The organism is Amycolatopsis rubida, from assembly GCF_900115345.1.
Taxonomy (GTDB): Bacteria; Actinomycetota; Actinomycetes; order Mycobacteriales; family Pseudonocardiaceae; genus Amycolatopsis; species Amycolatopsis rubida.
The window spans coordinates 156,044-180,618 of sequence record NZ_FOWC01000003.1 but is presented as its reverse complement, the minus strand read 5'-3'; the positions used below and the strand labels follow the sequence as shown (position 1 = coordinate 180,618).

Annotated in this window: 27 protein-coding genes, 1 tRNA gene and 1 pseudogene; 15 read left to right on the top strand and 14 right to left on the bottom strand. The window is 69.0% G+C overall.

Going from position 1 to position 24,575, the window contains the following annotated elements; all coding sequences use genetic code 11:
- Positions 1-68 precede the first annotated feature (68 nt).
- Both BM362_RS15280 and BM362_RS15275 read right to left on the bottom strand, forming a co-directional pair.
- Positions 69-836 (bottom strand): GAF and ANTAR domain-containing protein, encoded by a 768-nt coding sequence (locus tag BM362_RS15280; protein ID WP_093573557.1) that lies wholly within the window; start codon positions 834-836, stop codon positions 69-71.
- A 1,648-nt stretch (positions 837-2,484) separates the two neighbouring features.
- Positions 2,485-2,844, bottom strand: coding sequence for an HPF/RaiA family ribosome-associated protein (locus BM362_RS15275; protein WP_093573556.1), 360 nt, complete (start codon positions 2,842-2,844; stop codon positions 2,485-2,487).
- 270 nt (positions 2,845-3,114) lie between these two features.
- On the opposite strand from BM362_RS15275, the gene BM362_RS15270 reads away from it, so the two are divergent.
- A complete protein-coding gene (locus tag BM362_RS15270; RefSeq protein ID WP_093573555.1) occupies positions 3,115-3,603 on the top strand; it encodes a DUF5994 family protein in 489 nt (162 codons plus the stop codon).
- Positions 3,604-3,942: 339 nt separating this feature from the next.
- The gene (locus BM362_RS15265) at positions 3,943-4,224 is read left to right on the top strand and encodes an iron-sulfur cluster biosynthesis protein (RefSeq protein ID WP_143132425.1); all 282 of its coding nucleotides are present in this window, start codon (positions 3,943-3,945) and stop codon (positions 4,222-4,224) included.
- Between the two features lie 49 nt (positions 4,225-4,273).
- Here BM362_RS15265 and BM362_RS47420 read toward each other — a convergent pair whose 3' ends face one another.
- Together BM362_RS47420 and BM362_RS15260 are read right to left on the bottom strand one after the other, a co-directional pair.
- Positions 4,274-4,432, bottom strand: coding sequence for a hypothetical protein (locus BM362_RS47420; RefSeq protein ID WP_167545320.1), 159 nt, complete (start codon positions 4,430-4,432; stop codon positions 4,274-4,276).
- A 1,101-nt stretch (positions 4,433-5,533) separates the two neighbouring features.
- Complete coding sequence (locus BM362_RS15260; RefSeq protein ID WP_067583453.1) at positions 5,534-6,892, bottom strand: NsdA family TPR-like regulatory protein; 1,359 nt, start codon at positions 6,890-6,892, stop codon at positions 5,534-5,536.
- 135 nt (positions 6,893-7,027) lie between these two features.
- Between BM362_RS15260 and BM362_RS15255 the strand changes: the two genes are divergently transcribed.
- The 3 genes from BM362_RS15255 to BM362_RS15245 are packed head-to-tail and all read left to right on the top strand — an operon-like array spanning position 7,028 to position 9,253.
- Positions 7,028-8,197 (top strand): acyl-CoA dehydrogenase family protein, encoded by a 1,170-nt coding sequence (locus BM362_RS15255; RefSeq protein ID WP_093573553.1) that lies wholly within the window; start codon positions 7,028-7,030, stop codon positions 8,195-8,197.
- Positions 8,194-8,460 carry a MoaD/ThiS family protein gene (locus BM362_RS15250; RefSeq protein ID WP_093573552.1) on the top strand — a complete coding sequence of 89 codons (267 nt, stop codon included), beginning with the start codon at positions 8,194-8,196 and terminating at the stop codon, positions 8,458-8,460. The genes BM362_RS15255 and BM362_RS15250 overlap by 4 nt, the downstream gene beginning before the upstream one ends.
- Positions 8,453-9,253, top strand: coding sequence for a class I SAM-dependent methyltransferase (locus BM362_RS15245; protein ID WP_280142728.1), 801 nt, complete (start codon positions 8,453-8,455; stop codon positions 9,251-9,253). The genes BM362_RS15250 and BM362_RS15245 overlap by 8 nt, the downstream gene beginning before the upstream one ends.
- Before the next feature lie 340 nt (positions 9,254-9,593).
- Here BM362_RS15245 and BM362_RS15240 read toward each other — a convergent pair whose 3' ends face one another.
- The gene (locus tag BM362_RS15240; protein WP_093573550.1) at positions 9,594-9,971 is read right to left on the bottom strand and encodes a hypothetical protein; all 378 of its coding nucleotides are present in this window, start codon (positions 9,969-9,971) and stop codon (positions 9,594-9,596) included.
- Positions 9,972-9,981: 10 nt separating this feature from the next.
- Between BM362_RS15240 and BM362_RS47415 the strand changes: the two genes are divergently transcribed.
- Positions 9,982-10,599 carry a hypothetical protein gene (locus BM362_RS47415; RefSeq protein ID WP_093573549.1) on the top strand — a complete coding sequence of 206 codons (618 nt, stop codon included), beginning with the start codon at positions 9,982-9,984 and terminating at the stop codon, positions 10,597-10,599.
- A gap of 133 nt (positions 10,600-10,732) precedes the next feature.
- Here BM362_RS47415 and BM362_RS15230 read toward each other — a convergent pair whose 3' ends face one another.
- Entirely contained in the window at positions 10,733-11,452 is a 720-nt protein-coding gene (locus tag BM362_RS15230; RefSeq protein ID WP_167545318.1) for a carboxylesterase family protein, read from the bottom strand.
- A 31-nt stretch (positions 11,453-11,483) separates the two neighbouring features.
- Entirely contained in the window at positions 11,484-12,317 is an 834-nt protein-coding gene (locus BM362_RS15225) for an SDR family oxidoreductase (protein ID WP_093573842.1), read from the bottom strand.
- A gap of 100 nt (positions 12,318-12,417) precedes the next feature.
- Here BM362_RS15225 and BM362_RS15220 point away from each other — a divergent pair, with 100 nt between their 5' ends.
- Together BM362_RS15220 and BM362_RS15215 are read left to right on the top strand one after the other, a co-directional pair.
- Positions 12,418-13,254 (top strand): helix-turn-helix domain-containing protein, encoded by an 837-nt coding sequence (locus BM362_RS15220; RefSeq protein ID WP_093573547.1) that lies wholly within the window; start codon positions 12,418-12,420, stop codon positions 13,252-13,254.
- A gap of 624 nt (positions 13,255-13,878) precedes the next feature.
- On the top strand, positions 13,879-14,313 hold the full coding sequence (locus tag BM362_RS15215) for a PPOX class F420-dependent oxidoreductase (protein WP_093573546.1): 435 nt from the start codon (positions 13,879-13,881) through the stop codon (positions 14,311-14,313).
- Positions 14,314-14,463: 150 nt separating this feature from the next.
- On the opposite strand, the gene BM362_RS15210 is transcribed toward BM362_RS15215, so the two are convergent.
- The 4 genes from BM362_RS15210 to BM362_RS15195 all read right to left on the bottom strand — a co-directional run bounded on the left by BM362_RS15210 (position 14,464) and on the right by BM362_RS15195 (position 16,868).
- The gene (locus BM362_RS15210) at positions 14,464-14,931 is read right to left on the bottom strand and encodes a DUF6640 family protein (RefSeq protein WP_167545317.1); all 468 of its coding nucleotides are present in this window, start codon (positions 14,929-14,931) and stop codon (positions 14,464-14,466) included.
- A 168-nt stretch (positions 14,932-15,099) separates the two neighbouring features.
- Positions 15,100-15,615 (bottom strand): YceI family protein, encoded by a 516-nt coding sequence (locus BM362_RS15205; RefSeq protein WP_093573545.1) that lies wholly within the window; start codon positions 15,613-15,615, stop codon positions 15,100-15,102.
- A 114-nt stretch (positions 15,616-15,729) separates the two neighbouring features.
- A complete protein-coding gene (locus BM362_RS15200) occupies positions 15,730-16,128 on the bottom strand; it encodes a hypothetical protein (protein ID WP_143132424.1) in 399 nt (132 codons plus the stop codon).
- A 110-nt stretch (positions 16,129-16,238) separates the two neighbouring features.
- Positions 16,239-16,868 (bottom strand): LUD domain-containing protein, encoded by a 630-nt coding sequence (locus tag BM362_RS15195; protein WP_167545316.1) that lies wholly within the window; start codon positions 16,866-16,868, stop codon positions 16,239-16,241.
- A 528-nt stretch (positions 16,869-17,396) separates the two neighbouring features.
- Here BM362_RS15195 and BM362_RS15190 point away from each other — a divergent pair.
- Entirely contained in the window at positions 17,397-18,011 is a 615-nt protein-coding gene (locus BM362_RS15190; protein ID WP_093573542.1) for a TetR/AcrR family transcriptional regulator, read from the top strand.
- 67 nt (positions 18,012-18,078) lie between these two features.
- Here the strand turns inward: BM362_RS15190 and BM362_RS15185 are convergent, their stop codons facing one another.
- The gene (locus BM362_RS15185; protein WP_244287162.1) at positions 18,079-18,363 is read right to left on the bottom strand and encodes a hypothetical protein; all 285 of its coding nucleotides are present in this window, start codon (positions 18,361-18,363) and stop codon (positions 18,079-18,081) included.
- A gap of 225 nt (positions 18,364-18,588) precedes the next feature.
- Here BM362_RS15185 and BM362_RS50535 point away from each other — a divergent pair, with 225 nt between their 5' ends.
- The 5 genes and pseudogenes from BM362_RS50535 to BM362_RS48920 form a co-directional block, all read left to right on the top strand.
- Positions 18,589-19,575 carry a transposase gene (locus BM362_RS50535; protein ID WP_425285706.1) on the top strand — a complete coding sequence of 329 codons (987 nt, stop codon included), beginning with the start codon at positions 18,589-18,591 and terminating at the stop codon, positions 19,573-19,575.
- Between the two features lie 25 nt (positions 19,576-19,600).
- A complete protein-coding gene (locus BM362_RS46820; RefSeq protein WP_143132423.1) occupies positions 19,601-19,930 on the top strand; it encodes a hypothetical protein in 330 nt (109 codons plus the stop codon).
- A gap of 27 nt (positions 19,931-19,957) precedes the next feature.
- A complete protein-coding gene (locus BM362_RS15170) occupies positions 19,958-20,299 on the top strand; it encodes a hypothetical protein (RefSeq protein WP_143132422.1) in 342 nt (113 codons plus the stop codon).
- Between the two features lie 924 nt (positions 20,300-21,223).
- On the top strand, positions 21,224-21,871 hold the full coding sequence (locus tag BM362_RS15165; protein WP_093573538.1) for an HAD family hydrolase: 648 nt from the start codon (positions 21,224-21,226) through the stop codon (positions 21,869-21,871).
- A gap of 778 nt (positions 21,872-22,649) precedes the next feature.
- Positions 22,650-22,907 (top strand): annotated as a pseudogene (locus BM362_RS48920) (SAM-dependent methyltransferase); the annotation flags it as partial.
- A 599-nt stretch (positions 22,908-23,506) separates the two neighbouring features.
- Here the strand turns inward: BM362_RS48920 and BM362_RS15150 are convergent.
- Both BM362_RS15150 and BM362_RS15145 read right to left on the bottom strand, forming a co-directional pair.
- Entirely contained in the window at positions 23,507-23,923 is a 417-nt protein-coding gene (locus BM362_RS15150) for a phage integrase N-terminal SAM-like domain-containing protein (protein ID WP_093573537.1), read from the bottom strand.
- A 131-nt stretch (positions 23,924-24,054) separates the two neighbouring features.
- A tRNA-Ile gene (locus BM362_RS15145) sits at positions 24,055-24,131 on the bottom strand.
- Between the two features lie 154 nt (positions 24,132-24,285).
- Here BM362_RS15145 and BM362_RS15140 point away from each other — a divergent pair.
- Positions 24,286-24,546: a hypothetical protein gene (locus BM362_RS15140; protein ID WP_208865209.1), complete on the top strand. Its 261-nt coding sequence runs from the start codon at positions 24,286-24,288 to the stop codon at positions 24,544-24,546.
- Positions 24,547-24,575 lie beyond the last annotated feature (29 nt).

Sequence of the window (24,575 nt, the reverse complement as noted above, 5' to 3'; positions counted from 1 at the left end):
CGGACGCTGCCCTTCCCGAAATGCCGCCCGTGACCCGGCGTCTTGCGCCGGAGCCTGCTCGGAGCCGCTCAGCGATGCGAGTACTTCGCCAGCACCGCAGGTTCGATGGCACCCGTCGAAATGGCGCGAGCGACGTCGGTCAGGCGGAGGTTACGCGCGCGGGAATAGCCGCGCAGCTGGGAGAACGCTTCGTCCATCGAGACGCCGCTGTGCTCGGCGAGCACGCCCTTGGCCTGTTCGATCACCACCCGGCTGTGCAGGGCGGTCTGCAGCTGCCCGGTGAGCTGGTCCCCGCGTTCGATGGTGCGCTGCTGCAGGATTCCGATGGTGGCGACGTCCGCCAGCGCCTGCCCGAGTTCGACATCGTCCTGTTCCACGCTGCCCAGTGCGGTGCTCAAAAGAGTCAAGACCCCGACGGGCTGCTCCCGCAGCCGCATCGGAAGAGCCTGGGCGGCCCGGAATCCGCATTCCGCGGCCGCGGCGGCGAACCTCGGCCAGCGCCGCGCCGACGCGGGCAGGTCCGCGTAGGACACCGGAGATCCGCTGCGCGCGCATTCGACACATGGGCCGGCGTCGGTCTCCACCGCGAACAGTTCCAGCAGCTGAGCCCGATGCGAAGAGGTGGCCGCGACCCGCAGACCGCCGGCGGGATCGAGCAGGAGCACGCCTGCCGCCGAGACACCGAGCAAGTCGACGCACCGCTCGGCGAGCATGCTCAGGAATTCGGCGATGTCGAAATCGGCGACCAAGGTGTCAGCGAGACTCACGAACGCGCGGGACACGCGCCGCTCCCGGCCGGCGAGGGTTTCCTTCGGCGATTTCGGGGTGGGCGACATGAACGTAGTGCCTCCTGTCCTGGTCCGGGCCGCCGCCGGGAACTGTCCGGCGAGGCGGCGAGCAGTTCGCGCGGATCAACGACCGACGTCGCGACAACCGGCCGTGGTGCGCGCGGGCATAGCCGCGCGACGCCGAGCATGGCCGCCGCATGGCGCCGAATCGCGCGCCGTCGCGGAATCCCGGTGGTCGCGACGTGGGCCGGGCCGGGCGCGACGCTGGCATCGTCGATCTCCCCCAGGAGTGCGCCGCCGCGGGGGCGAAATCAGGCCGGTGCCCGCCTCGCTGATCCGATCGGACGAGACCGGCGGCGTCGACGCCCAGCGGATCCGCGGCCCGTTCGGCGAGCATGCCGGGGGAACCGAGGACGTCGAAAACGGCGGCCGGCGTGTCCGAGCGGAAGGCGAACACAGCTGTCGCGCCCCGTTCGCAAGCCGAACGGGCGAACGCCTGCCGCCGAGCCGGGCTCGGCGGCCGGTCAGCCCGCTCAGCACGGTCGCACCAGCCCCGGGCACCGACAACTCCCGCACGCACCGCTCATCCGCCAGAGTCACCGATGCCGCGGGCCGGACGGCGGGCGGCAGCCAGCAGCGCCCGCCTTCGCTGAGGCCGGCTCTCTACCATCGGTCCTCCCCGACGCTCGACTCGTGCCGCTGCACCCAGCCTACGGCTCCCGCCCGCATGCGGCCCGCCCATCGCGGGCCGCGAGGTCGGCGCGGACAGCCATCCGGACATGCCGCGGCACCAACCCAGGCCGGGAGACCCGCGCACGACGCTTTTCGTTCCGGGTGCGGGCAGCTGCTCGGATGCCGGTCCCGGATCTCGACGGTGCCGCGCGGGTCCCGTACGGGCAGACCAAGCAGCACGCGATCGGTGAGTTCCTCCTGCGTGGCAAGGAATCCCGTCGGCCCATGCGCGGACGGGCACTTCCGTGCGCCGAGCGCGGGGCCCGCCTGCCATCTCCCCTGGGACACGAAGGCCGGGTCGTGGAGCAGGCAGCCCTCTCCCTTCTCCGGTTCAGGACTTCCGGCCGCGCAGCCACCGCCCGTCGCGCGGAAACGGTTTGCTGCCGTCGCGCGCATGCGTCTCGTGTGGACAGACCGGGCGACCCCGCTCGACCGGTCTGTCCAGCGCGGCCGTCTTCTCGCGTTCCGGCCCGGCCGGGCACGCCGTCGCCCGTTTCATCGCGTCCGGCAGCGGGCTGCCCTGCCGGACTCGGAATGGGCTTCCGCATCACCCGGCCGGGCCGGAACAGGACCCGCGTCCGCACTGCTTCACGATCCGGACCGCGGAGGCCGCTTCACCGCAACGGCCGCGATGCTCAGGAAGCCGCCCCTGACGCTCCTGGCTTCGGCAGCGATCGGGACCACGCGGCGCGCGAGGATTGGGGACGGCACCGGCTCGGCTGCTCCCGGATCTTGCCGGCACTGCTCGTGATCAGGACGCGGAACGGTCACGCACCACATCCGGGGATTCGGGCCGGGAAGCCCGCGAGCCGCTTCGGCCAGAGCCTCGTCCGCTGCCGGGCCGTCATCGAGATGCGCGTCGCGCGGCCGGGCGATCGGCGCCCGCGAGGCAACCGGCAACGCAGCGACGTCCCGCCTGCCCCGATCGCGGCGACGGCGGAACAGCACTGCCCGCAGGACCGGGTCAGCCCTGGTTCGCCGACCGTCCGTATCGGACGGTGTCGCCACCCTTGTGGTGTGCCGCCTGGTCGTGCTGGCGGTCGAGAATGCCTTCCAGTTTGCGCGTCGCGCCGCGGAGCGCTTCGTCCACCGAGCCCGCGCAGTGGGAGACCACGACGGCGGGCTTTCCTTCAGGCCGGGCCTCCAGCACACACCGGCGGTCCACCCCGCCGGCACCGGCCGCGGCTTCGTCGCTGAGGTGTGCTTCCAGCCGAGTCAGGTGGTCGCTGAACCGCGACAGCGCGGCGCGGAGTTCTTCCTCGGCCCAGCGGTTCAGCTCGGCGCTGCCGGGGACGTTGTTGTCAGTGCTGATCTCGACCTGCATGTGCGGTCCCTTCAGAATGCGGCCGCGGATCCGGGAGCACGGCCTGCGCCATGCTCGCCGGAATCGCCTTCACCGCCTCCGGCCAGCCTACTCCCGGCCCCGAACGCGACCGCGGCGGTTTCCTGCCGCAGCTGTCGTTCCGCCGATTTGTTCGCCGCACCGGGAAACCCGGCTGATTCCGGTTGATTGTCTCCCCTTCGGCGTAGGCTTGCCGGACAAGGCCCGCCCCGCAGGCATCCGCTCCCGGACCGGCCGGACAGGAGCGCCATCGTGAAATACGCCTCGGACAGCTCCGGCGCGGGCACCGCGATCGGCTCGCCGGCGCTCGGGCTTCGCTTGCGCTTCAAAGAAAAGCACACCGCGCAAGGATGTTTCGACGGCGTTTGGTGGCCTCGTTCCCGGGAACCGGTCACCGAATTCAGCGCACTCGCCAGCGCACTCGTCGGCCGCTTCGGCCGCGTGGACCGGATCGGTTTCACCCCCGGTGCCTGGGATCTCGCCCCCGCCCGGCTCGCCCGCGGACCGGACCTCGTGCGGCTCGCCGCGTTCTTCGGCCTCCAGCAGCACACAGTCGTGGTCATCGGCCCGCGCATCCGCCGCCTGACCCTGCTGGTGATCCCGCCGGACGCCAGCCCGGCGGCGGCGGAACGCGCCCTGCGCTCGGCCATCGACCCGGACAGCACCGGCGCGGCGCACGTGCTCCTCGCCGCCAGCGGCGCATTGGGCGGGGCCGGCGTGATCCGGCACGGGCGGGAATGAACCCAGCGGCGGGCCGGGCTTTCGCCGACCCAGTGCTCGCGACAACGCTGCCGCGCTGCCAGCGGAACGCCGCCCCGGCTCCTGGCGGCGCGTAGAATCGGGTAAACAGCGCCGGAGAGCCTGGACTTCGCCCTCCCAGCGACCGAATTCACCCCCAGCCGCACCGGTTTCGGCGGTCGCGCCCCCGCGACAGGAGCACGACCGTGGTTTCCGGATGGCCGGGCTTCGGACTCGCCCCGCACGCAGTGCGCTCCTCCTGCCGCCGATCCGCGGAGCACGAAGGTGCGGCGGAAACGGTACCGGCTACAGCACAAAGAAAGCGAACCGCCGATGTTCACCATGACCGCAGCAGCCACCGAAGCGATCAACCAGCTCACCGCATCCGAGAACGTGCACGCCGAAGGCGGCCTGCGCCTCACGCTCGACGGCCTTCCCGAGGACGGCGCCGCGTTCGCCGTCGACGTCGCCGCGTACCCCTCGGCCGGGGATGACATCGTCGCGGCCGGCGGCACTCAGGTGTTCCTCGCGCGCGAAACCCGGGTCCGGCTCGCCGGTAAGACCCTCGACGTCCGCAAGGACATCAACGGGCACTACACGTTCCTGATCACGGCGACACCGTGACCTGGCGACCCGGGCGGCTGGCCGCGGAATCCTCCGCGAGCCCTCCGGTTCAGCGGCGCAGCGCCTTGCGCCGGACGGCCCCGATCGCCGCGGTTCCCAGGAACAGAACAATTCCGACGATCGCCAGCCACAGCAATCCTTTGACGGCGAATCCGACGATCGCCACGATGACCCAGATCACCAGCACGACGATCAGCAACACGACCACGACGGCCTCCCGTTCCCTGTTTCAGGCCCGCCCCCCGAGGGGGATCGGGCACGTTCGTCCGCAAGCCGGTGCGGGCTCGGGGATCAGCGCGACGAGGGCAAGCCGGCCGCGAACCGTGCGGAGGTCTGCTCCGGCCTCCGCCGCAGCCGCCTGCTTGGCCCCCGCCCAGTCTTCGATCGGCACCGGGAACACATCCCCGGCCTGGCTCCGGCCGGAACCCGCACCGCTGCGAGTTCCGTTTCGTGACAAGGCTTCGCGACGCCGCGGCCAGCGCACGCACGACGGATTCCAGCTACGGATCAGCGGGGCAGGCGACGACAGAGCCGACCGCGAACCTCCCATTGTCATCAAGAGAGACGTCACCGAGGTCCGGGGCGAGGTGACCGAAACGATTACCCCACTCTACACGTTCGACGAGACGAATCCTATCGTTCCGCGTTCCCGCGTCGCCCCGTCCCGAGGTCGGCCGGTCCCCTTGGCGTCTTCCCGAAGTGTCCACTGTGGAATCGTCTGGACGCGCTTGCCCCGGCGCTGACGGGGCCGGAGCCGGCCCTCCGCACCGGGAAGTGACTCCGTTCTACGGTACTGCCGGGCCAGCGGCCCCGTTACGCTGCGACTGCTGTTCAGGCCCCGGTGCGGCGCGGTGCGTCCGCGAGTCGCTGCCTTCCGGAAACGAGGACGCTATCGTCGCCGCGGCGCTCTTCGCATTGCTTCTCGAACTGGTCGACGTCAGCCTGGGACGCGTCGTCACCACCGCTGCGAGCCTGCACTGCCTCGCCCCGGACCTGTCAGGAGCTGCCCCCATCGCGAAGCGTGGGCGCAGACGACGCTGATCGTCCCGGAATTCGCTTCCTCGCCAAGGCTTTCACGCACGGTGCCAGCGAACGGGCTCCTTGCCTCGTCCCGGCTCTCGATCCGTCGGGAGAGATTTTGCCCAGCCGTCAACGGTTTCCGCGATCGACGGGCCATGGGGTGTAGTGTTGCCGGTCTTCGGGTGGTTCAGGCACGGGGCCTGGACGGGAGCCCGCACGAGGCTGGCGGAATACTCATTCCCTCCCTTGAGAGATGAGTGCCGTCCGCGGCGGGCCACTGAGAGTTATTTCAGATGCCCGAACGAGTGAAGCCGGCACAGGAATCGGGTAAGGCCGCACACCGCTGGAGGAAAGCGCGGGCTTCGGAGTTCCGGTGGAATGGCCGAAGGCGCTTTCTCAGATCACGCATCGCGATGGTCACTCGGCCGGAGCACAGACTCGAGCAGGCATCGAGGAAACGGTCCGCGGTGGCGCAGGCGCGAGTGAGCAGGCCAAGGTCGAGTTGTCGTTCGGCGAGCTGGGCAAGTGTCAAAGCGCGCGAGCGGCGCTCGGCGGGCGGGTAATGGCGCAGCGCGGAACGCAGCGACTCCGCCGCCCCGGAGATATCGCCGTCGAACACCCGGATCGATGCGGCATGGTAGTTCAGCTCGCCCCGGTGATAGGAACCGAAGGTCGGTGCCGGCCCGGTGGCCCGGCTGAGGCTCTCGTGAGCACGCCGGTGCGACGCGAGCGCCGCCTGCCCGCGCCCGAGCGCGGCGTAGCTCAGTGACACCTGGGCATGCAGGAAGGCACTGGTGTGCGGCTGGGCGTGGGGGTCCCCCGCGGAGAGCGCGGCGAGAGCCAAGCCCAGGGCAGGCCTCCCGTGCCCGAGATGAGACGCCTGCAGGCTGAGCGCACGCAGCACGATGGCGTACCGGAGCGGGTCGCGGTTGAGGACCGCGAGGTCGAGCGCGATGCGATAGTAGCGCTGGGCCAGCCCGTGCTCGTTGCTGTCGAAGCACGCGAACCCGATCAACAGCACCAGGTCGAGAGCCGAACCCAGCAGGCGCCGATGCGCGGTACCGGTTTCCAGGCGAGCGAGGTGCGGGAGGACGTCATCGGCGAGGTAGGCGGTCAGCGCGCTCCTGCCGCGACCGCCGCCGAACCGGTGATTGGCGGAGACGAATGCCTGAATCAGGTGGTGGTCCAAGCTCGACCGCGCCGAGTCCCGGTCGGGCTCGCGTTGCCAGCGGTCCTCCCATCCCCCCTCCGGCCACGCGGGCGCCACAAGCACATCCAGCCGGTACACCGAGCGAGCGAGGCGGCGACGGCCGACGAGATCCAGGTCGGTCCGGACCAGCTCAGTCAGCGCCGCGATCCCGCTGCCGGCGCTTCCGGCGGGCTGCTCGGCCGTGGCCAGGTCCATGCCGAGGTCGGCGAGTGCGACCGGGCGGCCGAGCCTTCGGGTCAGCACTTCGGCGATCAGTGCGGGAACCGGGCCGCGAGGGCGGGTCCCGGTCAGCCAGTGCGCGACAGCTGTCCGGTCGTAGCGCAACGACAACCCGGCCTCGGAGCCCGCCTTGTTCACCGCGCGCGCCAGACAGTCGAAACTCCATCCGCCGGCGTCCAGCAGGTCCCGAAGCCGGTCGTTGCGCGCGCTGCCCGACATAGTGCCTCCGCCTGGTCCGGAGAGGAGATGCTCGGCCGTTCAACATGTTCAACATTTAGATTGCTCAGCACGGCTGCGTTGCCGCAAGGCCCGACGGTGTACTGAGAGTCCCACTCCGACGACTGGAGGCAGTCAGTGCTCGATGTCACGGGCAAACGGGCCGAGATCGCCGACATGGTCCGATCCCGCTGGGGAACGCTGCTCGACAAGGTCGGCGAGACCGTGGTCGAACGAGACGAGGCACGGCTTCCGCCTCCGGCGGACCTGATGGGCGCGCTCGCGGCCGCCGGGTACCACCGGCTTTCCCTGCCCCCGGACATCGGCGGCGCCGGGGCCGATGTCCTGACCTGGGGCATGGTGCTCGAACAGGTCGGCTACCGCTGCCTGGATTCCGCACTCCCGATGATCGTCAACCACGCTATCGACATCGCGCGGTTCATCCACGAGTCGGGGCGGCCCGGCTTGATCGAGAAGTACGCCGAACCGATCGGCCGAGGGGCCGTCTGCGCGGGCGTCGCCTATACGGAAGACGCGGACGCCTGGTCCTTCCGCACCGTGCTCCGGCGCAAGGGCGGCGACTTTGTCCTGTCCGGCCACAAGTCCTACGTGACGGCCGGCGTCATGAGCGATGTCTTCCTCGTCTACCCGCTCGATGAAACCGGGGACATGGTGGCCTGCCTGGTGGAACGGAGCGACCCCGGCGTGACGGTGACGCCGGCGGAACCTGTCGGCATGCGGACCGCGGGAGCCGCGTCCCTGACCTTCCAGGACGTTCCGCTGACCGCGGAACGCATCCTCGAACCGAGCGACGGGCTCACCCACGCGCAACGATTCCTGAGCGATCAACGGCTGTGGATCACCTGCGCTCCGCTCGGACGGGCGCAGCGGGTCCTCGAAGACTGCGTCGCGTGGCTGTCGGGCTGTGTCCGTTACGGCGAACCGGTCGCCGAGCTGAAGAACGTGGAATCGACGCTCGGGCGGATGTACGTGGCGATCGAATCCGCTCGGGCCATGCTGTATCACGCTCTTTCCCATGTCGAAGCGGGCCGCGCCGAGCCGGTGTTCGATCCCACGCTCTCCGCGGCCAAGTGTTTCGCGGCGGACCAGATCCGGTTCGTGCTCGAATCAGCGCTTCGCGTGATGGGCGGCCAGGGCTTCTACGGGACACCGCATCTGGGCCGTTTCCTGCGCGACTTCACCGGTCTCCCGATCGTCGCGGGAACCAACGACATCCTGGAAGTCAACCTCGGGGCAGGCGTGGTGGCACGATCGGGCCGCCGCAAGGAGAACGGAGACCGCGCATGAACATCCAGTTCACGGGAATCCTCCTGCGCGCCGCGAACAACAACCACAGGGTCGCGATCGACGCGACCACACTCGCCGGCGCACTCGCCGAACTCACCACGAAATTCCCGTCGATGGACCGGGTCCTTCTCGACAACACCGGAAACCTCCGCACAGCACACCGCGTCTTCCTCAACGGCGAACTGATTCCGCACCCCGACAGGGCCATGCCGCTGGGCGACGACGATCGGATCGAGTTCTTCACCGCGGTCGCGGGTGGCTGAGAACAAGCCGGGGACGGCGGCGCCAGGCGGGAAACACTGGAACGCCAACGCGCGCGACTGGGCCGAGATCCAGGAACGCACCGCCCGCCCCGCGTGGCTCGCCGTCCTGAACGAGCTGACGCCCTCTCCGGGACGGCAGTTGCTGGACCTGGGCTGTGGCGCCGGCGGGTTCGCCAGGCTGGCCGCCGGGCGGGGCATCAGGGTCAGCGGGCTGGACACGTCGGCCGCCCTGGTCGCCATCGCACGCACCCGGACCTCCGCGGGAACCTTCCGGGTCGGCGACATGGAACAGATTCCCTTCCCTGACGACGAGTTCTCAGCGGTGACGGCGTTCAACAGCCTCCACTTCGCACGCGATCCCGCCAAGGTCATCGCCGAGGCGATTCGCGTCACCCGGCCCGGAGGGCACATCGCCATCGCCGCGTGGGACCCGCTCACCGACTGCGACGCGCTGGCGTACCTCCTCGATCTCGGCGGGCTGATGCCGGCGACACCGCGCCGAGCGCAACCGTCGCCGGACCTGACCGATCCCGCATCCGTCCGCCGCCTGCTGTCACACGCGGGCCTGACCCTCTCCCCCGGCCGGACCGTCGAATGCCCCTGGGAGTATCCCGATCAGGAAACCGCCCTTCGCGGGCTCCTTTCCACCGGCCCCGCGGCGGTCGCGATCGGCCACGCCGGCCTGGCGCGGGCGACGGAGACCATCACCGAATCCATCTCGCCCTACCGACGCCCCGACGGCTCATACCTGCTGCGCAACACCTGCTTCACCATCACCGCCACCGTCACCTGACCCACGCACCCGGACAACGGGAGAGGCCGCCAAGGTCGTCGCGTTCGCCAACGAGCGTCCCGCACCGCACGAGCACACCACGCGGCAGGTCCTCGCCGGAACCTCCCGCCGGCCGGCGCGCGCGAAGAAGATCCGCGAACGCGAACTCCGCGCCTCGTAAAGGAATCCTCCGCTCCCACCCGATCTCTCTTCCGGTTCACGACCGTCTTTCCTGCTTCCGGCAAGGCCATCCCTTCGGTCCGCCCGAGGATCGGCGAGCGGGCGGATAGGCCGTTCGGGCGTTACTTTCCGGTTGCCGCGAGTCGCCGCAGGCGTTCTCGCGGAAGCATTGCCGCTTTTTTCAGGTCTGCACATCGATGTCCGGGTCGACCAAGACGAGCCGCCAGCGGACATTTTCGGGTGTGCGACCGGCTCTTCGCCGTCTCCACGACCCGAGATCCGTTTGAGGACGCGGGGTTCGAGCACCGGGCCCGGCCAGAGGGACAACGCGGTAGAGGTCGTCGTGGATGCGGTCTTCGGTGATGGTGTCGAAGCCTTTCGCGTAGACGCGGGCGGTGTAGTCGCCGGGCGGAACCTCGGTGCGGGGAATCTGGTGCCGGCAGTCGAATGTGGACACGAGGATCCTGCCGCTGGGGACGCGCAGGCCGGTTTCGGTGACGTGGTCCCATCCGTCGCCGGGTGCGTCGGCGCGGACGTCGAGGAGCACGGGCAGGGTCATCCGGCGGGCGGTGCCGACGCCGATGGCGCCGACGGTCGCGGCGGGCCAGGTCGTCCTGAACGAAGAAGCTGCCGTAGTCGGCGAAGACGTCGAGTTCGGCGTAGGCGATCCGGGAGGCGTCGGGGGCGGGTTCGTCGGGCATGAGCTGTACCTGGGCTCAGTCGGGGAGATCGTGGATGGATGCGGGCTGGGGGCCGCGGATGCGCATGCAGGTCGCGGAGTCGGCCGCGACGAGGTTGGTGTCGTCGTAGCTGCCGCCGAAGGTGAACAGCCGGTTCGGGACCAGCCGTTGATCGTGGTCGAGCGGCCCGTTGCGGTCTTGCCAGGCGCGGGCGAAAGAGTGCGTGCCGCGGTCGTCGGGGTCGGCGAGGAGCCAGGCCGCCCAGTCGTCGAGCCGGTTGCCGAGGTCCTGGGTGTCTGCGGTTTCGGGCTCGAACGCGACGACGCGGTGGTTTGCGTCGACCGCGGACTGGCGGCCGAACAGGTCCTGGGCGAAGCAGAACAGTCCGTCCGCGCGGCCGCGGCAGGAGTCTTTCCAGGTGTCCGGGGCGTTCCAGTGCCGCAGTTCGGGGCCGAGGCCGCGCGAAAGCGGCGCGGAAGAACTGGATGTCCGCGTCGAAGACGGTGAATCCGTTGACGGTGCTCAGCAGGCCGGCCAGTTCGTGCAGCGGGCCGTCGGCGTGCCCGAGGTCCAGGACGATGCGGGGCCCGAGCGGGCCGCGGGCGCGGGACAGGAGCCGTTCGAGGTGTGTGTCCATGGTCTAGTCCGCCACGACGGCGACCTTCTCACCGTCGTCCAGCCCGGAGATCTGGTGCCGGATGCTCGAGCCCTGGTTGTCGAAGGGGTCGATGTATTTCACGGAGGAGCCGGTGCCGCCTTCCTGGAACACTGCCGGCGGGCATTCGTCGCGATCGTAACCAGGCCTGGTCTGGGGTACCTGTTTCATCGCTTCGGCCCGCCGCTCGTCCGCGCCGTCACGGTCGACGGTGACCTCGGCGGGCCGCATGCGGTTGAACGGCTGGTCCCCGCGCCACGAGGTGCCCATCCGGGCTTCGCGGACGTGGTTGGCCGCTTCCGGGTACTTGCCTTGGCCGACGATGACGTAATGCGGCCCGTTCGGGCCCGGGTCGGCGTTGGAGCCCATCAGGAAGCCACCGCCGTGGATCCAGAACAGGACCGGCAGCTGAGATGCTCCCCGCGGTGCCCATACGTTGACCGACAGGCAATCCTCGCCCGTCGCCCGGTCGGTGAACAAGCCCGAGGAGGGCTGCGGGCAACGCAGACCGTAGTCGGTGCACTCCAGTACGCCCTCCCAGCTGCCGCGTCGGACGGGCGGCCGGAAGAGGTTCGGGCCGAATGGCGCCTCGGCGTAAGGGATGCCCTTGAACGCGGCGATCCGACCGGTGAGCGCGCCTCTGATCGTTCCGGCTGTCGTCTTGACCTCGACGTGGCGCTCCCTGGGATTCAGCCTGCGTGGCAAGGGGTGGAGCCGGTGGCACGGGCAGGAGTGTTCACGTGTCCGCGTCGGTCTCGGCAGCACTGGCCTGCTGCGGCTCGATCTGGGCGAGGCGCTCGCGCAGCGCGGCGGTGGCGCCCTGGTAGCAGTCGCTGCCCAGCACCAGCCTCAACGGAGCAGGCTGCCGGGACGCACTGTCGATGATCCTGGCAGCGACCTTGACCGGATCTCCGGGCACCGGGACCGCGATGTCCTTGAAGACGCGCACGGCCGCGGCCGGGGTGTTGTCGTAGGCGGCCAAGGGCTCGCTCAGCCGCAGGCTGCTGCCGGCGAACGAGGTACGCGCACCGCCGGGCTCGACGAGTGTCACCTCGATGCCGAACGGGGCGACCTCGGCGGCAAGGGCCTCCATGAACCCTTCGACGCCCCACTTGCCCGCGTGGTAGAGCGAGGCACCGGGGTGGGCGGCGAGGCCGGCGACCGAGGACAGCTGGATGATCCGGCCGCCGCCCTGAGCGCGCAAGTGCGGCAGCGACGCTCGCGCTGTCTGGATCGAGCCGAGCAGGTTGGTCCTGATCTGGTGGACCACTTGCTCGTCGGAGAATTCCTCGGCGGCGCCGAAGAGGCCGTAACCCGCATTGATCACCACGACGTCGATACGGCCCAGCTCGCCGAAGGCCGCGTCGACGACGTCCCGCACCCGGTCCAGGTCGGTGACGTCGAGGAGCCCGAGCCACAACCGCTCGCCGTGCTTCGTCCGCAGATCGTCGGCCGACCCCTCCCGCCGCACGGTCCCGGCGACGCGGTCGCCGCGCGCGAGAAGCTGCTCAGCCAGCTCCCGGCCGAACCCGCTGCTGACCCCCGTGATGAACCAAGTACGTGCCGTCATGCCCACACCCTTCACCAGCGCGAACAGTGCGCACCAGTTCCTGTCGTTCCTGGTAGTGACAGGGACACTCGCACGTGTGGCGGCCGCCTAAGCTGACGACGTGGACAACGCTCTCGGAGACTTTCTGCGGGCCCGCCGCGAACTCATCACACCGGCCGAGGCGGGCCTGCGGACCGGTCACGGGATTCGCCGGGTGCCGGGGCTGCGCCGTGAAGAAGTGGCCATGCTGGCGGGCATCAGCGTCGAGTACTACCTGCGCCTGGAACAGGGCCGCGACCGCAACCCTTCCGCCCAGGTCGGCCACGCACTGGCCGGTGTGCTCCGCCTGGACGCCGAAGGCACGGCCTACCTGATGTCGCTGACCGGCCGCAGAACGCGCCGTAAGCCGGGCCCGGAGAACGAACATGTGCCTGCGAACCTCGCCTTGCTGCTGCAGACCCTCAATGTGCCCGCCCTAGTGTTCAACAAGTACAGCGACGTGCTGGCCGCGAACCATCTGGCCAGGGCCCTGTCGCCGGAAATGAAGCCCGGGACGAACCGCCTGCGTGCGCTCTTCGCCGAGCAGGCAGTCCGCGACTACCGCGAGGACTGGGAGCCCTACACAGCCACCGCCGTCGCCCACCTGCGCGCCCGGATCGGCACCGAAACCGACGACAAACGCCTCCACGCCCTGATCGGCGAGCTTTCCCTCAAAAGCGAACGGTTCCGCCGGCTGTGGGCCCGCCACGACGTACGCACCGCACAAGAAGCCACCTTCCGCATCCGGCACCCGCAGACCGGCCCGATGGAGCTGCTGGTCGAAAAATTCCAGGTAGCCGGCCCCCAGGAGTTGGAAGTACTGCTGCTGCACGCCCCTCCTGGCAGCCCCACAGCCGATGCCCTGGCCTTCCTCGCGTCCCTCAGCGCCTCGGAACAGCGCTCCGCGAACCCCGGGTAACGCTCGCACTGCGTCCAGCGCACGCCGCGGGCCGTCGCTGACAGCGCGAACCAGCCGGTGAGCGCGGCGAGAAGACGAGCGAAGGCCGCGAGTTGCTTCGGTCCATGCGCTTGAGAAACCGCCTGGCCCCCCAGGTGCGCGGCCGCGTTACGTCGCCATGACCGGTCGTTCACCAGGATCGAAGCTCGCGAATCCGGCGGCCTTTCCACCGCGAGATGCTCGCCGCGATTCTGTTCGTAGCCGACCGGGCGCAGGCACGCATGTCCCCTGGTCAGCACCTCCTCGACCACTCGCGCGACGATGCCGGCGGCGCACGGAACCGCCCGGCCCAGTTCGCGTTCTCCGCATGCCGCAACCGGCACCCCGAACTCCGTGTTCTTACCTCCGTAATCGGAAGGACGGGCTTGTCGTCCGCGAACTGCCGAAGCGCTGGCAGCACGACGGCTGGGAATCTTCGCGGGCTCCGTAGGAGGATCCGCTCACCGGCGACCCGTTCATGGCGATGGTCCGAGAGCCACCATGCGGGGTATAGTCCGTTTATTCGTCGGGAGATGCGCACCTGCGGGCTCGAGGACGGGCCCACGCGTCGCCCCGCTGCCCGTACTTGCCTGATGGAGGGCATCCATGAGCGTCTTCACCGCCAACGAGCAGACATACCTCGACAGCCAGTCCCTTGGCCGTCTGGCAACCATCGCTCCCGACGGAGCGCCTCAGGCCAGGCCGGTCGCTTTCGTCCACAACCGCGAGCACGACACGATCGACATCGGCGGCCACAACCTCGTTGCCAGCCGGAAGTACCGCAACATCCAGGCCGACCCGCGTGTCTCCCTCGTCATTGACGATCTGGCCTCGACCACGCCCTGGAATCCGCGTGGCGTCGAGATCCGCGGCACCGCCGAACTCCTCGCCGCGGAGCCGCCTCGGCCGGGTTTCGACGCCGCGCTGATCCGCATCCGTCCCGTCCGCGTACTCGCCTGGGGCTTGGACACCGACCCGTTCGCGCCGCCGAACGCCCGCAACGTCATCACCGGGCCGTCGAGCACCTCCGCTGCCGGCTAGCACCGGTTCGCGACCGAGACAAGAGCGCGGTCCGCGCTGGCCCGGCCGGGCGAACCCACCCGGTGCCGATCATCGCGGGCCAGCGCTTCGCGGCCCGCCCCAGCACTCCGTCGGCACCCGGCCACATTCTCGACGGACCCGCCGGACAGCTCAGCTCGGCCATGCCGACGCCACTCGCCTCCGGGCATCTTGATCACGCAGCCGTCGCCGTTCCAAGGCGTATCCCCATCCCACGAGCGCGAGCGAGGGAAGGGCGGCAACGGCCTGCGGGAAGATCTGCTTGCCGGGCGGGTCGACAGCTCGGGAGCCCGGGTAGGCAAGCGCGGAGATCTGGGTCACCCAGTACAGCGCGGCGGACACGGCCCCGCTGTCCAGCGCGACCTTGGCGGCTGCCGGGGAATCAGCCGGACGCCACAGGTGGAGAAGAGCGGCTCCGGCGAGCCCGGCGCCCAAGCTCATGGTGTGGGCGTTGTGGAATTTGGCGTGGGGCGGCCAGTTCGGATTGTGGATGTGCGTCTCGTTCCAGTCCGCGATATAGGGACCCGCTCCGGCGATCACGGCTGATGCCGAGATCAGTATCTTGCCGAGGCCGATCCGGCCGGCGATCCGTTGGGCCATACTGCGATGCTCCTGCCCTGTCAGGTCGGTGAAACCGAAATCCGGCCATGGCTGAGGACCGGCGAGGCACGCCGTGCCAGGCAACCGGTGCGGCCGATATCGGAACGCGCACCAATTCCCGGTGCTCTTCGGAATCGATCAGCCGCCGGCCCGCGGTGTGTGCTGCCCCTAGGCAGGCCTGCGCGTGAGCCGGAGCGTCGACGTCACAGTCGTCAGGCCACGCATCATGCCCAGCCGGTTCCAGCTCATGCCGAACTGGTCTCGGTCGACGGTGAACTCGGTGGCGAGCGTGATCGCGTCCGCGCTCGACTCGGCGACCTTAACGATGACAGTCTGCGGGCGGCGGACACCGCGGACGGTCAGCTGACCTCTGACCTCGACGACGTCGTTCTGACCGAACACGGCGTCACGGACCTCGAAGACAAGGGTGGGATGGTGCTCGACGTCGAAGAAGTCCGCGCTGCGCAGGTGCTCGTCGCGCTTCTTGTGCTGGGTGTCCAGGGAGGAGGCGTCCAGGGTCACGACACCGCGGACGGTGCCGTCCGGGCGGACCTCGCCCTCTCCGGAGACACCGTTGAACGTTCCCTTCACCGTGACCATGCCCCACATCGTCACGTGACTGACGGCGATGGCGGAGCGGGCGGCGTCGAGCCGCCACAGGCCGGTTTCCGCAACGGTGCTCATGGGAGACTCCTTGACGTATACGGGACTGGATTGACGATCGAGGTGGCTGACTCCGCGGCGCGCCTGCCGGGCGTCCGGGGGGGACGGCCAACGGTGGCGGGCAAGCAGACCGGCTCAGGGGAAGGTCACGCCTACCGTGTAGGCACCGCTGCCGCTGATCGCTGACACCTCGACCCGATAGGCGCCGGGCACCCCCTCGTAGAAGAGGGTCTTGACGCCTTCCTCGCCGGAGGAGGTCGCGACCGTCTTGAGCCCGTCGGTTCCGAAATGCCTGAGCACGAGGTCGAAGTCCGCACCGTCCGGCTCGTCCAGGCACGCGGCGATCGTTCCTGCCTTGGCGACGACGAAGTAGTTCCACGGGATCGAGGTCCGGCCTCCGACCGCTCGACCGGACGTGGTGAACGCGTAGTCCGTGCAGTCGGTCGCTGCCGGGGCCGCCGCGGCGATTGCCGGCGAGGCGGTCGCCAGGCACGCGGCGGCGCCAGCTGTCGCGATCAGTCGATGAAGTCTCACGAGGTCCTCTTCGCAACGGTTGAAAAGCTTCACTGGGCAGGTGGGAACGTCCATGCCGGACGGGTGACCGAACTCGGCGGCGTCGCCCGGGGAACGTCTCGCTCGGGTTCTCAGAACCCGACATTCCGGCGGATCAGCACCAGGTGGATGCGGCCGGGCTGCTCCTGCCGGACTTCCAGGAGCTTGCCGATGTAGCTGTGCTGCCCGTACGCGGCCCGCGCCCGGACGTCCTCCAGCTTGAGGCTGTGCTCGACGATTCGCTCATGGGCAGCCCGCAGGCTGGGGACGAGCTTCTGCGTGCCGGCCACCAGGATGACGTTCGGTGCGTCCCAGACGTAGGCGGCAAGCTGGCTTCCGGTGGCCGACGCGATGACCACGGTGCCGTCGGCGGTGATGGCGTGGACGCTGCCGAGGGCGTAGTCGGCCTGCCCGGCGATGGCCTTCATCTCCTGCTGCTGGGTCCGGAAGTCCAGCGTCATCATCCGGTTGCGGGCCGACACGTACGGGCCGTCCGGGTCGTTGATCGCCGCTTCGATGCCGGATTCCCGCAGCGTGGCCGAGGTGTTGGTCATCACCGTCGAACCGTGCGGAATCCGGTTCAGCACGCTCAGCCGGGCGGACTCGAAGTCGTCGACGACCTCCACGCCGAAGCCGTGCTCCTCGAGCGCGGTCACCGTGGCGATGAGGGTCTGCTCGGCCGGCAGCGCCGTGAAACGCGCCTCGCCGTCGATCGCGGTCATGGGTTTCTCCCTTGTCAGGTGAGGCTCGGCAGAGCCGCGACGCACGGTTCCGCCCGTCGGGCCGACAGGTGGAACCGTCCAGCCGACATAATCGGACTTTACCCCGCTTAGCGGGTGCATGCAATGCCGGAGGGCCGACGCCCAGCGCGGGTAACGCGCCGCGCATCACGCGCGCTCAGCGACTTGGCGGCACTGACCAGGGCGTTCAGCGTGACCTCGGGTGATTGACAAGACGGCGGTCACGAAGCCTGTGCGGGTGGCAGCGGGGATCGTGATCGGGGGCAATACAGAGGTTGCCGATACCCCGCATCAGCTCGCAGGGCTGGATGTCAGCCCCGACCTCACCCGTGCCGGTAGCGGCAGTGAGCAGCTTCCGGGAAGCTCACTGACGCTGAACGCCGACGAGCGCAACCCGGAGCGTTCACTGGTCGGGCCTGAGGGCCTGTCCCCCCGGTACCAGACCGAACACCCACACAGAGCGAAAACAGACGGACCCCGATTGCGTCGACGGTTGTTAGGGTCACCGACATGGACGCGCTACCGGTGAGCTGGCGAGCGCCGCGGCCGGAACGGGCGGACGCGGCCCGCAATCGCGCCCACCTCCTGGCCACCGCTCGCCGAATGCTGGCGGAGTCCGGTCCCGATCAGCTGACGATGGACGCGTTGGCCGAGCGGTCGGGCCTGGGCAAGGGCACCGTTTTCCGGCGCTTCGGCACCCGGGCGGGGATCTTCGGGGCACTGCTCGACGAGATCGAGCGAGGCCTGCAGGAGCGGGTGCTGTCCGGGCCGCCCCCGCTCGGCCCCGGTGCGCCGCCGGTCGACCGGCTGGTCGCATACGGCCGGGCACGGGTGCGCCTGCTGCTCGAGAACACGGAGATCGCCAGATTCGCACTCGACGGCCGGCAGCCCCTCCCGGGCAGTTCCCAGACACCGGCGTCACAGATGCACATCCGCATGCTTCTGCGCCAGTTGAGCCTGGACGGCGCGGACCTCGACCTGCTCGCGATGCAGCTCACCGCGGCGCTCGACGGCCCGCTGCTGCTGTACCTTTCCGCCGACGTACTCAACAACGCAGGCCCGCAAATCGAGCAAAGCCTCGGCTCGGCCTGGCAAGACTTGATCGAACGGGTGTGCCGGCCCTGACAGGCACCGAGCGCTGTGTCCGCGACGTAGCCGGTTCCTGATCTCAACGGCGCATCGAGCGGCTCGATCAGGTGCTCGACCGGTCGGCAGTGATGGCACGGCGGACGCTCTCGCGGAGCAGTGCACGCCGCCGCTCGCGTGTCTCGGCGGGTTCCTGTGCGGTCGCCGCGTACACGTTGCTGACCGGCGACCAGGCCATCGACATGGCGATCACCCTGGCCATGACGTCGACGCGCACTAGACCGGCGGTCGGGGCCTCGGCGATGGCTCGCAGTTTGCGATCGTCGAGGCGGTCGGGGCCGCCGACCAGATGGCCGGCCGGGCGGCGCTCCAGGCGCGCCCAGATGGCCAACAAACAAACTGGTCTGTCTCAGAGGGCGTTTTGACACGGTGTCGGCTGGTCACGGATGCGGGGTCGTCGCGGGCGTGTTGCCCGGTGGTGAGGTGAGCTCCTGGCAGGCGGGTGGTTGTCTACGCCAGTCCGCCTGCCAGGAGCTCGTGTGTGATTGTCGCCTGCCTGTTCCTGCTCGTCGTGCCGCGCCGCCGTGTCCCGGGTACCCGTCCTCGTCGACGACCGATGCGCAATGGGCACTGCTGGAACCGTTGCCTCCCGCGCCGGGTCGTGCTGGACGGCGTGTTACGCCGCTGGGTCCGCGCCGGCGCCTGGCGCGGAATCCACGACGCGCTGCGCGACCGGACCGCCGCAGTCATCGACGCCCAGACCGCGCGCGGGGCCGGCACCGTGCCCGCCGCCAGCGCGGGCTGCGACGCGGGCAAGAAAACCAGAGGACGCAAACGGCACATCGCCACCCACACCCTCGGCCCTCCTCCTCGCCGTCGTGGTCACCGCCGCCGACATCCAGGATCGCACCCGCTGCTGACGGAACTGCGCACACGCTTCGGCGCCGTCGCCCACGTCCGGGCCGACGGCGGCTGCACCGGACACCTGGTCGCCTGGGCCAAGCAGGCCCTCGTCCTCACCGTCGAGATCGTCACCCGCACCGCAAACCGAAAACCCCACTTCCCCAACGCCCTCTCAGCCGCTCCGGACTCGCCGTCGACCACGGACGACCGGTCGAGCTCCGTCCCGAGGGCATGCTCGACGCGGACGAAGACGTCATCGCGCTCCTGCTCACGGACGTCGAAACCAGCCAGGGGCGCGGGACGGCTCATGTGCGGCCACAGCAGGAACCCTTCGACCGCCGGCAACCGGATGTCGCACATCGTCCACGGCCCGAGGCCGCGGGGCAGCACAGGCGACTGGCCGAGTCGAATCGACAGCGGAGTCCCGCACGGGATTTACCGTCTGGCATCCCGTCTCAACCGATCAGGCCAGAGCGACCTTCAGAAAGCCCGTCCACCAGTTCGGCGCACAGCCCGGCGTCGATCACAGCCGTGGCGTGCACGCTTCGCTGCCAGGGTCACGAAGGCCGCACGACTTCCAGCAGTTCGTGGCACACTGCCTGGCGAAACATCGCGTTTTTCCCGATGCCGCCAACAACGGGCACAATCGGCAGCGCTTCCCACTAATGAGGTACCGGATCAGCACCCGGTAAGGCGCTAGCCTCCAGCCTGGGACACGCCTTACCTTGATCAACACGGACTTCGGTCCTTTCGCGAAAACGCTGATTCTTGGGGAGGAATTGGACATGCGCGTGAACAAAGCAAATACAGCACTGAGCATCGCTGCCGCATGTGCGGCGTCAGTGCTCGGGAGCGGCCCCCAGGCCGGTGCCGCCGAAATTCCGAAGGTGCGCCTGGCGTTCGACAACCCGGAGATCTCGTTCCAGGACGCCGACCACTGGACCATTCCGATCCACCACCCCGAGGACCGCAGCCCCGGCGACGTCGGCGCGTGCAGGGGCACCTACCTGAGCCCCTCGATCGTGGCAGTCGGGACCGCCACGGCCGTCCGCTAGGGAGTGAAGTTCTTCTGCACCGAACCCGTGGAATACGACGCCCGCGCCGGGGTCTACTACAAGGTGCACGAAGGCGAAGAGGAGGACGCCGGGTCGACCGAGGGACGCGGAGTCAGTCAGCAGCCATTCGTCGAAGGGCATTCGTTCCCGTGCTCCAACAACGACAACAGCGGCTGGATACCGTACGACTTCAGCACCGTCCACGGGCAGAAACACTCCGGCCAAGGCAACCAGGTCACGGTCGGCCAGCCAGTCCGCAGGCGAAGCGGGCCGGAAGCGGCACAGGCAGCCTGCCCCCGCCCGCTCAGCCGCCAGGAGGCCGACCAGACCCAGGAGGCACTGCGCGCGATCCGCGGCCGGTCACCCTGACCGACGCCGACATCGTTTCCAGCTCCGACGAATTCTTCATCTGGCACACCGGTCTGGTCCTCGGCGGCTCCTGGGCTCACCTGACCCTGATCGCCGAGTCCGTGGAAACCCCGGGGCTGGGCCTTCGGCCGCCACGAGACCTGCTGGAAAGCAGCCGCGCCGCACGCATCTACCTCGCGGGCGACACCGGCATACGGGACGGCTTCCGGATCGACACCGGTCATGCTCTGCCGCATCGCCGACTTCAATGCTCGCCCAGGCGGATACGCCCTCCGCATCGACATACCAGGCCTGGACATCAAGTACCGGCAACCTTTCGTCGTCGCATGATCCGAACCGCCGATCAGCCATCCCGAGCAGGGGCCCCGGCAAAGCTCCGGCGGGATCGCGTCCTTGCAGCCTCCTCGTCGGCCTTTCCAAGTCGGCGAGGAGGTGATTTTCGCGCTTAACCACCGGCTGCTCGGCGAGGTCGACAAGGGGCCTCGACGTCGGACCAATCTGGTGGATTCGCGCCATATCCAGGGCAGATAGTCCCCTTGCCGGACCACCTGCCCCGCTTTGTCCGCCCGTCAGCAGATACCGGCAGACATGAGGTCGCAGCAGGCCCGGCGCCTTGCGCAATCGTCCGTACCGAAATCCTTCTATCCGGCTGGAAGCGGCAGGAAGGCGCCGTGGCCTCCTGGACGCGGAGCCTGCGAACCAACACCCTCCCCACCGGCCCGAGCAGACACGTGGGCTCCGTGTCGAGCCCAGCTACTGCAAGTCTGCCGGCGGCCGGGCTATGGATCGGTTGCCCATCGGCACAGTCGCGATCGCAACGCCGAGGCGTGCCCCTGCGCCGCAGGTGCCGATTCTCGGGTGGTGGTGGGAAGGTTTCGTCGGTACGGTGCTGGAGGCCAGACAGGAAGAGGCGCTGGGAGCGGCGTGATTCGGTCGGTAGTGTTCGACGTCGGCGAGACTTTGCTCGACGACTCGCGAGAGTTCGGCGCGTGGGCAGACTGGATCGGGGTCAAGCGGCACACCTTCTCGGCGGTCCTGGGCGCCGTGACCTCGAGCGGCAGAAACAACGCGGAGACGTTCCAGGTTTTTCGCCCCGGCTTCGACTTGGACGCCGAACGCCAGCTCCGAGAGGCTGCTGGACGTGGTGAGCAGATCGAGGAGTCTGATCTCTACCCCGACGTGCGATCGTCGCTCTCGGCGCTGCGCAACGCCGGATTCTGGGTCGGCATCGCGGGAAACCAGACTGCCAAAGCGGCGCGGCTGCTGCGTGAACTGGCACTGCCGGTGGACGCTGTTGCGACGTCGGGCGAGTGGAACACCGCCAAGCCTGACCCCTTGTTCTTCGAAAAAGTCGTCGAATTCGCCCCGGGCGAGCCCCGAGAGATCGTCTACGTCGGCGATCACCGAGACAACGACATCGTGCCCGCGCGGGCGGCTGGCCTGAGGCCGGCGCCGATTCGCCGCGGCCCCTGGGGCCACCTGTGGGCGAGCGACCCCGTCGTCGCTCGCAACGCCGCTTGGACGATTGAAAGCCTCTCCGAACTGCCCGATCTCCTCAGCAGCGAACGCTGAGTTCCTCGCTGTCAGCGAGTCGCGCGATCCGGAACTCCGGAAAACAGTTCGCGGTCGAGGCCGTTCATCGCATCGTTCGACGCGCCCGGAGTCTTTCGACGCAATTACTCGACCATTTCCCCGACTTGGGGACGGGCTCGTACGCGCTCCGGCGCGATCCGTAATGCTGCACGCAAGGCATCGATTGTGTTGACGCGTTCGTTCGCCAGATCGTGGACGCGCGCGAGGTCGATGTAGAAATGCGACTGCCGTTCGGCTGGCATGCTCGCGCCCGGCCGCCACCCGGAAGGCAGCGCTGCCGTCACAGGCCTCCGCCGAGAGAGAGAAATGGTGGATACGCACAGACGCCGTCCCGAATGCTGTTCCGAGGCGGATTCCCTCGTTAACGCGTCGTGCGGCCTCCTGCGGTTCCCCGATATGATCGCGGGCTCGGCGGCCTTCCCCCGCGCGACCTGCCATCACTGCGGCGCGCATGTGCAATAGCCCGTACGTGGCCGCCGCAGTTTCGGAAGCAGCGAGGTCGATCCGGTCGGCGGCCCGTTCAAGCATCCGCCGGCCAGCACTGAGATCTTCTGAAGCGAAGAATGTTTCTGCCCGCACGCAGGAAACGCTTCCCTCCAGCAGTTCGTCCTCAGCATCGGCTGCCGCCGTGCTCAACAGGCCGATGATGCGCGCGGACAAATCGTAGTGTCCGTACTTGTCCGCCACGGCATCGGCCGCGCGGTAAACCTGAGTTCACCGAGTACGTCCAGGCGGATTTCTTCGACCCGCCCACAGCATTCTCGACCACCCGGCCGTCCGCGATCACCTCGACTGGGACGAGCCGATCGCGGTGCTGTTCCTGCTCGCCCGGCACCACCAGACCGGCGACCGCGGGCTCGCGGCGCGCGTGACGAAGGAGTTCGTCGACCGGCTCCCGTCCGGTTCGTACGTCGCGATCTCGCACCTGCTCGACCCGCACGACGGTTCCGAAGACGAGCACGTGGTGCACGCACTGCCCGAGTCGGTCCGCAACGGGTCGATGAAAGACGTCTCGGCCCGCACCCGCGCCGAGATCGAGGACCTGTTCCACGGGATGCAGCTGATCCCGAGCGGCCCGCTGCTGGGCGAGCCGACGGTCGCGCGGCGGATCGTGGCGGTCGGCGTCGCCCGCAAACCCCGATGCGAGCGGGCGGTCCGACGGCAGACCGCGCTCCTCGCCCGACTGCTCCCCCAAGCCTGTCGGCGAATTCCGACCAGATCAGAAAGCGCACGCCCGTGTCCCGACTCGAACCATCGCACGCGGAGCGCGGCCGGACTCTCCTGCCCGTGCCGCGGATCCCCGACAGGGCAGTCCGCCAGGATCCGACACCGTCCGAGCGGCGTCCCGCCTGCATCGGCTCGACCGGACTCGCGCTGTCATGCCGCGGCTTCGGGATTCGAGCGTCCGGCGCCCCCGACCGGACCGGACCGAGCGCCGGACAGAATTCGCGATCCGTGCGCTCGGCCGCGAAGAGGACTGCGACGAACCGGCACATCTGTTCAACGAAATCAACCGGGTCCGGTACGCGCACCTGGGTTCGGCACCGTGCCCGGACTGCGCCCGGTCCCGGAGTTCGACAAACCCTTTTCCTTTCGCAGTGACCAGCAGTGCCTTCAACTCGTTTTCACGCAAGACCGTCGCGGGTTGTCCGGGACGTGCGGAACCTCCATTTTGCAAAACGGGGACAACTCGACAATCTCTTCCACATCGTCGAGCCAGCGCCAGAACTGCTGAAGGTGCCGATATTGCTTGGCGATGTAGCTGCGCGAAAGGGACTCTCCGGTGCGGAAATTCGGCCGTTGGCGGAGATATTCGAAATACCGCTCCAGCTCACGGCGTCCAATGTCGGGAGCCACCATCGAGACGTCTTCGTCGTCGAGGTAGTCGACCAGCATGGCCACGCTGTCGAGGTAGGCGTCGATCGTGGAGTCGGCACGGTTCTCGGCCCTCAGATGCGTTCTCCAGTCCGAGACGAGCTCCCGGATGTCATCGGGCTCCAGCACCTCCAGCGGTGCCTCAACGGCGGTCATGAAAACAGGCTTACTCGAACAATCCCTTGGGTTACCAGCGCCGCGCTCGTCTCCGGCGCTCCCGCGAGACCTCGGCTCAAGATCGTTTTTGAGCCCGTTTTCGCTGGTCAGCAGCTGTGTTGAGGGCAAGATGGTGGGCCGGGTCGGGCTCGAACCGACGGCCAAGGGATTATGAGTCCCCTGCTCTAACCAACTGAGCTACCGGCCCCTGGGTTCGCTTCCGCAGGTCGATCCCCCCAGTTCACGTCAACTTAGCACAGGCCCCGCGCGGGCCGGGGGCGTAGGCCGATCGGGTCGAGACTGCTCGCGGTGGCCCCGGGGTCGCCTAGATTGCTGGGGTCGGGTCCCGAGAGGAGACCGCCATGCCCATTCCCGGACGGGTTCCGCTCGCGCTTCTCGACGCTCTCGCCGCCGGGCTCGGGCTGGGCTATCTCGCCCGCGACCATCGCGACGCCCTGATCTCGCACGGGCCGGTCCTGTCGATCGCCGCGGTGGTCGGGATTGCGGTAATCGCGGTGGCATACCGCGGATACCGTGTGCTTCGCCGTACGAACACCCGCATGGAGGCGTTGATCGCGGACGAGCTGTCCCGGCGCACGCCGTCGCCCCGGCCGCGGCGATGAACGCGGGATCCGGTGCGGTCACGGGGGAA

What these genes read in the sequence shown, in the direction of transcription:
- BM362_RS15275 (WP_093573556.1), bottom strand. Translation starts at nt 2,844, where the DNA reads ATGCAGGTCGAGATCAGCACTGACAACAACGTCCCCGGCAGCGCCGAG.
- BM362_RS15140 (WP_208865209.1), top strand. Translation starts at nt 24,286, where the DNA reads ATGCCCATTCCCGGACGGGTTCCGCTCGCGCTTCTCGACGCTCTCGCC.
- BM362_RS15250 (WP_093573552.1), top strand. Translation starts at nt 8,194, where the DNA reads ATGAACATCCAGTTCACGGGAATCCTCCTGCGCGCCGCGAACAACAAC.
- BM362_RS15215 (WP_093573546.1), top strand. Translation starts at nt 13,879, where the DNA reads ATGAGCGTCTTCACCGCCAACGAGCAGACATACCTCGACAGCCAGTCC.
- BM362_RS15280 (WP_093573557.1), bottom strand. Translation starts at nt 836, where the DNA reads ATGTCGCCCACCCCGAAATCGCCGAAGGAAACCCTCGCCGGCCGGGAG.
- BM362_RS15260 (WP_067583453.1), bottom strand. Translation starts at nt 6,892, where the DNA reads ATGTCGGGCAGCGCGCGCAACGACCGGCTTCGGGACCTGCTGGACGCC.
- BM362_RS15225 (WP_093573842.1), bottom strand. Translation starts at nt 12,317, where the DNA reads ATGACGGCACGTACTTGGTTCATCACGGGGGTCAGCAGCGGGTTCGGC.
- BM362_RS50535 (WP_425285706.1), top strand. Translation starts at nt 18,589, where the DNA reads ATGCGCAATGGGCACTGCTGGAACCGTTGCCTCCCGCGCCGGGTCGTG.
- BM362_RS15150 (WP_093573537.1), bottom strand. Translation starts at nt 23,923, where the DNA reads ATGACCGCCGTTGAGGCACCGCTGGAGGTGCTGGAGCCCGATGACATC.
- BM362_RS15190 (WP_093573542.1), top strand. Translation starts at nt 17,397, where the DNA reads ATGGACGCGCTACCGGTGAGCTGGCGAGCGCCGCGGCCGGAACGGGCG.
- BM362_RS15265 (WP_143132425.1), top strand. Translation starts at nt 3,943, where the DNA reads ATGACCGCAGCAGCCACCGAAGCGATCAACCAGCTCACCGCATCCGAG.
- BM362_RS15195 (WP_167545316.1), bottom strand. Translation starts at nt 16,868, where the DNA reads ATGACCGCGATCGACGGCGAGGCGCGTTTCACGGCGCTGCCGGCCGAG.
- BM362_RS15205 (WP_093573545.1), bottom strand. Translation starts at nt 15,615, where the DNA reads ATGAGCACCGTTGCGGAAACCGGCCTGTGGCGGCTCGACGCCGCCCGC.
- BM362_RS15210 (WP_167545317.1), bottom strand. Translation starts at nt 14,931, where the DNA reads ATGGCCCAACGGATCGCCGGCCGGATCGGCCTCGGCAAGATACTGATC.
- BM362_RS15240 (WP_093573550.1), bottom strand. Translation starts at nt 9,971, where the DNA reads ATGACCCTGCCCGTGCTCCTCGACGTCCGCGCCGACGCACCCGGCGAC.